This window comes from Allobosea sp. 01N443 (genome assembly GCF_056399325.1).
This window is the reverse complement of the sequence record NZ_JBFTRC010000056.1, coordinates 26,449-32,448: the sequence shown is the minus strand read 5'-3', so window position 1 is coordinate 32,448 and position 6,000 is coordinate 26,449. Positions and strand designations below refer to the sequence as shown.

Annotated in this window: 6 protein-coding genes and 1 pseudogene; 1 reads left to right on the top strand and 6 read right to left on the bottom strand. The window is 64.0% G+C overall.

What is annotated here, in order from left to right; genetic code table 11:
- Window positions 1-290 precede the first annotated feature (290 nt).
- A complete protein-coding gene (locus tag AC1DRP_RS15875) occupies window positions 291-1,133 on the top strand; it encodes an inositol monophosphatase family protein (RefSeq protein WP_441505808.1) in 843 nt (280 codons plus the stop codon).
- Window positions 1,134-1,340: 207 nt separating this feature from the next.
- Here the strand turns inward: AC1DRP_RS15875 and hemP are convergent, their stop codons facing one another.
- From hemP to AC1DRP_RS15845, 6 genes and pseudogenes are all read right to left on the bottom strand, one after another.
- On the bottom strand, window positions 1,341-1,523 hold the full coding sequence (hemP, locus tag AC1DRP_RS15870; RefSeq protein ID WP_441505807.1) for a hemin uptake protein HemP: 183 nt from the start codon (window positions 1,521-1,523) through the stop codon (window positions 1,341-1,343).
- Between the two features lie 244 nt (window positions 1,524-1,767).
- Window positions 1,768-2,253 carry a bacterioferritin gene (bfr, locus tag AC1DRP_RS15865; RefSeq protein WP_113517171.1) on the bottom strand — a complete coding sequence of 162 codons (486 nt, stop codon included), beginning with the start codon at window positions 2,251-2,253 and terminating at the stop codon, window positions 1,768-1,770.
- Window positions 2,254-2,377: 124 nt separating this feature from the next.
- A complete protein-coding gene (locus AC1DRP_RS15860; protein ID WP_441505806.1) occupies window positions 2,378-2,665 on the bottom strand; it encodes a (2Fe-2S)-binding protein in 288 nt (95 codons plus the stop codon).
- On the bottom strand, window positions 2,662-3,201 hold the full coding sequence (gene irrA, locus AC1DRP_RS15855) for an iron response transcriptional regulator IrrA (protein ID WP_441492420.1): 540 nt from the start codon (window positions 3,199-3,201) through the stop codon (window positions 2,662-2,664). Before irrA ends, AC1DRP_RS15860 begins: the two co-directional genes overlap by 4 nt.
- A 145-nt stretch (window positions 3,202-3,346) precedes the next feature.
- A pseudogene (locus AC1DRP_RS15850) lies at window positions 3,347-4,648 on the bottom strand (DHA2 family efflux MFS transporter permease subunit).
- Window positions 4,649-4,795: 147 nt separating this feature from the next.
- On the bottom strand, window positions 4,796-5,983 hold the full coding sequence (locus AC1DRP_RS15845; protein ID WP_476768949.1) for an HlyD family secretion protein: 1,188 nt from the start codon (window positions 5,981-5,983) through the stop codon (window positions 4,796-4,798).
- Window positions 5,984-6,000: the final 17 nt, after the last annotated feature.

The window sequence follows — 6,000 nt, the reverse complement described above, 5'->3', positions numbered from 1 at the left end:
TGGTGGTGCGAACAGACACATCAAGACCGACGAACAGCTCCATGGCAGGCCTCCTGACCGGTTGGATCGATGGAGCCTGACCGGAAGACCGCTCTCCGTCATCCCGTATCAACGGGCGGCCGGAGCCCCAACAACCCGATCTTTTTGTTTCGCGATCGGTGCTCGCGGTTCGGGCGCGAGTTCGGGGCGCTTCCTTTGAAACGCGGCGCCGGTTTGGGTGGTGGTAGGCGGTCCTTGGCAAATTGGCGGGATCCAGAAGGCAAGCCCGAGATAGGGGAGCCGAAATCACGATGAGTCTGATCGATAAAGTATCGACGGTTCTGCGACAGGCAGCTGCAGAGGCGATTTTGCCGCGCTTTCGCAATCTGACCGCGCGTGATGTGGAGGAAAAGTCCCCGGGAGAACTCGTCACCGTTGCCGATCAGCATGCCGAACGGTTGATCGGCGAGCAATTGCTGCTGCTCGATCCGTCCGCCAGGGTCGTGGGCGAGGAAGCCTGCGCCAAGACGCCTGCATTGGCTGACACTCTCGATCGGGGCACCGTCTGGTTGATCGATCCGCTGGACGGCACCGGAAATTTCATTTCCGGCCGAGGACCATTTTCGATCATGCTTGCACTGCTTCGCGAAGGCGAGGTCGTCGCAGCCTGGATGCTCGATCCGTTGTCGGATCAGCTTCATGTCGCCGAACTGGGCAGCGGCGCCCAGATCAATGGAGTGCCCGTGGTCGCTGATGGGAAGCCGGATGGGCTGCGGCGGGGCTCGATCTCCACTCGTTTCCTGCCGCCTGACGTGCTTGAGGTCATCGAGGCGCGCTTGGATCGAGTGCCCTTGATCGTGCCGCCGCTGCTTTGCGCGGGGGCCGAATATCCTGCCATTGCCACTGGCGAGCGCGATTTCGCCGTCTTCTGGCGAACGCTGCCATGGGATCATCTGCCCGGAACGTTGTTCCTGAGCGAGGCTGGCGGCCGCGTCGCGCGCTGGGATGGTTCGCCCTATCGCGCTGGACAAGACGGCTCTGGCCTCTTGGCAGCGCGCACGCCCGAACATTGGCGAGCGACGCACACGGCGCTCTTCGATTGGCGCAATGATCGCTCAGGGCCGAGCGAGTCTTGGTTGCGAGCGCTCGACTAGACCCGTTCGAGCGCGCGATGCGGGAGGTCAGGCAAGGTCAGGCCGATGGCATCGCCTGAGCGGATTTCGCCGCCCGCCAGAACGATCGCCATGATTCCGGACTTGCGAACGAGCCGGCCCTCGGAATCGCGCCCGAGGACAGCGGAGAGGAGTCCGGGACGGAAGCAGGCTCTCTGGCACAGAGCGCGTGGCTTGGCGAGCGGGGCGCTATTTGGTCAGGATCAACCGGTCGCGGGCGGTGACGCGCAGGCGATAGGCCTCGCCAAGATGCATCAGGATGACCTCGCGTCCGGTGCCGACCAATTGGCGGACGTCGACGACCGGGACGTCCGATTGTCCGGAGTGGGGTGCTGTCTTGCCAGCAAGATCAGATGGCGGAACGGAACTCATCGCAGCGATCCAAATCGATAATCTGCAGGAGGCAGACAAGGTTCGGCGCTGATCTTCCGTAGAGCTTCAGTATTGAACGATAATCATTACAAACTACGTCGGTATCAGCCTATGAATTAGGTCGCTTTCAATCGCGCCGTCAAGGCGGTGGTCCTGTTCCGACTTCGGGCCACTGCTTCCGCACGAAAAAGCCGGACCTGCGGGGCAGGTCCGGCTTGCGACCGGCGTCGGAATGCTTCGGGGATCAATGATCCGCTTCGAGTCCGCCGATATGTTTCTGGGTGTAGAGTTCGATGCCGACGCGCTCGATGAGGTCGAGCTGGGTCTCGAGGAAGTCGATATGACCTTCCTCATCCTTCATCAACGCCTTGAACAGGTCCTCGGACGGGTAGTCGCCGACCTCGCGGCAATACTTGGCCGCTTCCTGATAGAGTCCGCGCGCCTCGACCTCGGCCTTGAGATCGCACTCGATCACTTCCTTGACGTTCTCGCCGATGCGCAGTGCGTCAAGCGTCTGCAGATTGGGGAAGCCCTCGAGGAAAAGGATGCGGTCGACGAAACGGTCGGCATGGACCATTTCCTCGATCGATTCCTTCTTCCAGGTCTTGGCCATCTCCTTCAGCCCCCAATTGTCGAGCATCCGGTAGTGCAGCCAGTACTGATTGATCGCGGTCAGCTCGGAGCGGAGCCCCTTGTTGAGGTATTCGATGACCTTCTTGTCACCCTTCATCGCAGCTCTCCTCGGGCTCACATCACATTAGAATGATCCTAATGTAGAGCGGCAATTCGGAGAATGAAAGGGAGAAGTCGCGCCAGGACCGGGAAATATCGACGTGGCCCGCGGCCGAGAAGCCTCAGGCCGCGATCGTGTCTTTCTCGATCGCCAGCCCGTCCATCATCTGGGTGACGGAGACATGCACCGCGCATTCAACGTCGCGACTGGCGCAGGAATGGCATTGGCTGGCGCAGGCGGCGCGGGCCTCAGCAAGAATGGCTCTGACGGCCCGGGCGCAACGTCCGCAGTCCGGGCTGCAGCCCAGACAGTCATAGGCCTCGCCAGCCGTCACCGGTCCAGTGCCATCGGGGGCAATGGTTCCCTTGATCTGCCGACAGGACAGGACGTTGCAGGAGCAGACGATCACGCGTGGTGCCCAGCTCCGGCGGCGACCCGGGTCTCGACTTCGGCGCCATCGGCGTTGCGCAGGCGGACAATGACCTCCACGGACGAGATCATCATGCCTTCCGGGGCGACGGGCAGGCCGGAGACCTGGATTTCCGAGCCAGGGATGTCGACGACGGTTTCGTCGTCCTCGTTATAGAAATGGTGATGCTCCGACACATTGGTGTCGAAGAAAGTCTTGGGGCCGGACACCGAAACCTGGCGGAGCAGGCCAGCTTCCGAGAACTGCCGCAGCGTGTTGTAGACGGTCGCGAGGGACAGCGGTTCGCGGGCGCGCAGCGCCTCCTCATAGAGCATTTCGGCGCTGACGTGCCGGTCGCCCTTGGCGAAGAGCAGCCAGCCCAGCGCCATGCGCTGCCTGGTCGGACGCAGGCCAGCATTGCGTAGCCGCGTTTTCACCGCGCTGATCGGGCAGGAAGCAGGGCTCTTCTGCGGCCACGGAATCTGTTCCGCGGCAGCACGGGCCTGGCTGGGATCCTTCACGGGCAAAACGCTCATCGGTACGCCTTCCACATCGCCGGCATGCCGGCCTCGTAGTTTAGAAAATATCTAAACTACTGATATCATTGCTATATTTGGCGGGACTCCGCGCGAATGTCAATCCGGAGCCGGCTGCGACACGGTGCATCAGGTCCCGGCGCGGCTAGTGCCCGGCCTCGGCGGGGGGCGCTTTGGGCGGCTTGCGCATGAACACGGCCAGCACGACCAGCCCTGCAAAGATCCAGGTCAGGCCGAGAAAGACATCGCCGAAGGCCATGACCAAGGCCTCGCGATGGGCGAGTTGACTGATTTTGGCGAGCGCCATCGCCTCGGCATTGGCGCCATAGCTGGCGAAAAGCTGCATCATCTGGGCCAGCCTCTCTTCGGCGACCTGGCTGCCGACAGCGACAGCTTCATGCAGCCGGGTGATGTGCAGGTCGGTCCGGGTGTTCAGCAGCGTGTTGATCACGGCGAGGCCCACCKCGCCGCCAAGATTGCGCGTCAGGTTGTAGAGGCCCGATGCGTTCTTGAGCTGCGCCGGAGGCAAGGTGCCGAGCGCCAGATTGTTGATCGGCACCATGCACAGCATCAGCGAGACGCCGCGCAGGATCTGGGGCAGCAGCAGTTCGTGGAAGTCCCAGTCCTTGGTGATGAAGGACGCGAGATAGGTGCCGGCGGCGAAGCCGGCGAAACCGATCATCATCATCACGCGTGGATCGAGCTTCTACCACACGATCTCGTGGCTCTGGAACCAGTCGAGCCGCGTGCCTTCCTCCAGCACATATTCGAGGCTGCCGAGGAAGGCGGCCATGCTGGCGAGGCCGAGCCAGTCGAAACGCTTGAGCAGGCCGGGCTGCGGCTTGTCGAAATCGATCAGCGTCCAGGCTGCGATGGTGACGCCGATGCCGGGGATGACGTTGACCAGGAAGAGCCAATGCCAGGAGAAGGCATGGCTGAGATAGCCGCCGACCGTCGGGCCGATGGTCGGCGCGAGCGTCGCGACAAGCCCGATCAGCGGCGAGACGATCGGCCGCTTCGAGGCCGGGAAGATGGTGAAGGCGGCCGCGAAGACGCCGGGAATCATGCCGCCGCCGATGAAGCCCTGGACCGCGCGCCACAGGATCATCTCGTTGATCGAGGACGACATCGCGCACAGCACGCTCGAGACCGTGAACCCGGCTGCGGCGATCGAGAAGAAGACGCGGGTCGACAGCGCCCGGCTGAGATAGCCGGAGAGCGGGATCATGATCACTTCTGCGATCAGATAGGCGGTCTGGACCCAGGCGATCTCGTCGGCGCTGGCTGACAGGCCCGCCTGGATCTCGGCCAGCGAGGCGGAGACGATCTGGATGTCGAGGATCGCCATGAACATGCCGAAGACCATCGCCAGGAAGGCGAAGATCCGCCGCATCGGGATGGCGTCGGAGGCCGCCGGCGCGCCGGCTGTCAGTGTTGCAGTGGCCATGACGGCCTCGTCTTCCTGGCGCCCCGCACCGTCGCCCTGGCCAAGCGGCATTGGCCGCGCAAAGCCGGGGTCAATCGGTGGGCGTTACGGCTGCATGGATTCCGGATCGTCGCGACGCGCCATCCGGAATGGGTCTTGTGGTTCCGTTCAGGCCTGAGGGCGCGGGTCGATCTTCACCACGACCGACATGCCCGGACGCAGCGCATGGCGCGCAATGGCCTGCGGGCTGAGCGTGATGCGCACCGGGACGCGCTGGACGATTTTGGTGAAATTGCCGGTGGCGTTGTCAGGAGGCAGCAGCGAGAACACCGAGCCCGTGCCGCCGGAAATGCCGCTGACGACGCCGTCAAACACCTGATCGGGCAGGGCGTCGACCGTGACCCTTGCCTTGTCGCCGATCTTCAGGCCGCCAACCTGCGTCTCCTTGAAGTTGGCATCGATATAGACCTGGTCGAGCGGGACGATCGACATCAGCCGCTTGCCGGCACTGACGAGGTCGCCAAGCTGGACATTGGTGTTGGCGACCAGTCCGTCGATCGGCGCTGCGATCCTGGTGAAGGACAGGTCGCGGGCGGCCTTGTCCTCGGCGACCTTCAGCTCGTCCATCTGGCGGGAGGCTTCGTTGCGCTGTGCCTCCAGCACCTTGATATTGGCTTCGGCCGCGGAGACCCCGGCCTCGGCGCTGGCCAGTGCGGCGCGGGCTCGGTCACGCGCTGCCGTTGCCGCATCGAGGGTCGCCTGCGATCCGTAGGACTTGGCGGCAAGGCTGTTGGCGCGGTCGAAATCGGCGACGGTGCGGATGATATCGGCCTGGGTCGAGTCCCGCTGCGCCTGGGCCTGCAGCAGGCTGGCGCGGCCGGCCTCGATCTGGCTGTCGATGCGCAGCAGCGTCGCGCCTGCCGTCGCGCTCTTGGCGCGGGCGCTCTCCAGTGCGATGCGCTGGTCGCCATCGTCGAGGGTGACGAGCGGCTCGCCGGCCTTGACCTGCTGGTTCTGCTTGACGGCGACAGTTGCGACATTGGCTGCGAGCTTGGCCGAGATCGTGGCCATCTCGGCGCCGACATAGGCGTCGTCAGTCGAAACGATGAAACGGCCATTGCGCCACCAGTCGACGCCGAACCAGAGTCCGGAGCCGAGCGCGGCTGTCGCCAGCAGCATCATGCCCGCACGGCGCACCGTCTTGCCGCGGGGCTTGGCGGCGGCAGGGCTCTCCGCTTCGCGCGGAGCTGCTTCGTCGGCCTTGCGGGCCTGGGCGGGGAGCGGCGTGGTTTCGAGCGCGGGGTCGACCAGCTTCAGCCGGTCCCGACGCGACTCAGTCTTTGTCTCGGCGGACATGGGCGATCCTGATAATC

What these genes read in the sequence shown, in the direction of transcription:
- AC1DRP_RS15875 (WP_441505808.1), top strand. Translation starts at nt 291, where the DNA reads ATGAGTCTGATCGATAAAGTATCGACGGTTCTGCGACAGGCAGCTGCA.
- hemP (WP_441505807.1), bottom strand. Translation starts at nt 1,523, where the DNA reads ATGAGTTCCGTTCCGCCATCTGATCTTGCTGGCAAGACAGCACCCCAC.
- bfr (WP_113517171.1), bottom strand. Translation starts at nt 2,253, where the DNA reads ATGAAGGGTGACAAGAAGGTCATCGAATACCTCAACAAGGGGCTCCGC.
- irrA (WP_441492420.1), bottom strand. Translation starts at nt 3,201, where the DNA reads ATGAGCGTTTTGCCCGTGAAGGATCCCAGCCAGGCCCGTGCTGCCGCG.
- AC1DRP_RS15845 (WP_476768949.1), bottom strand. Translation starts at nt 5,983, where the DNA reads ATGTCCGCCGAGACAAAGACTGAGTCGCGTCGGGACCGGCTGAAGCTG.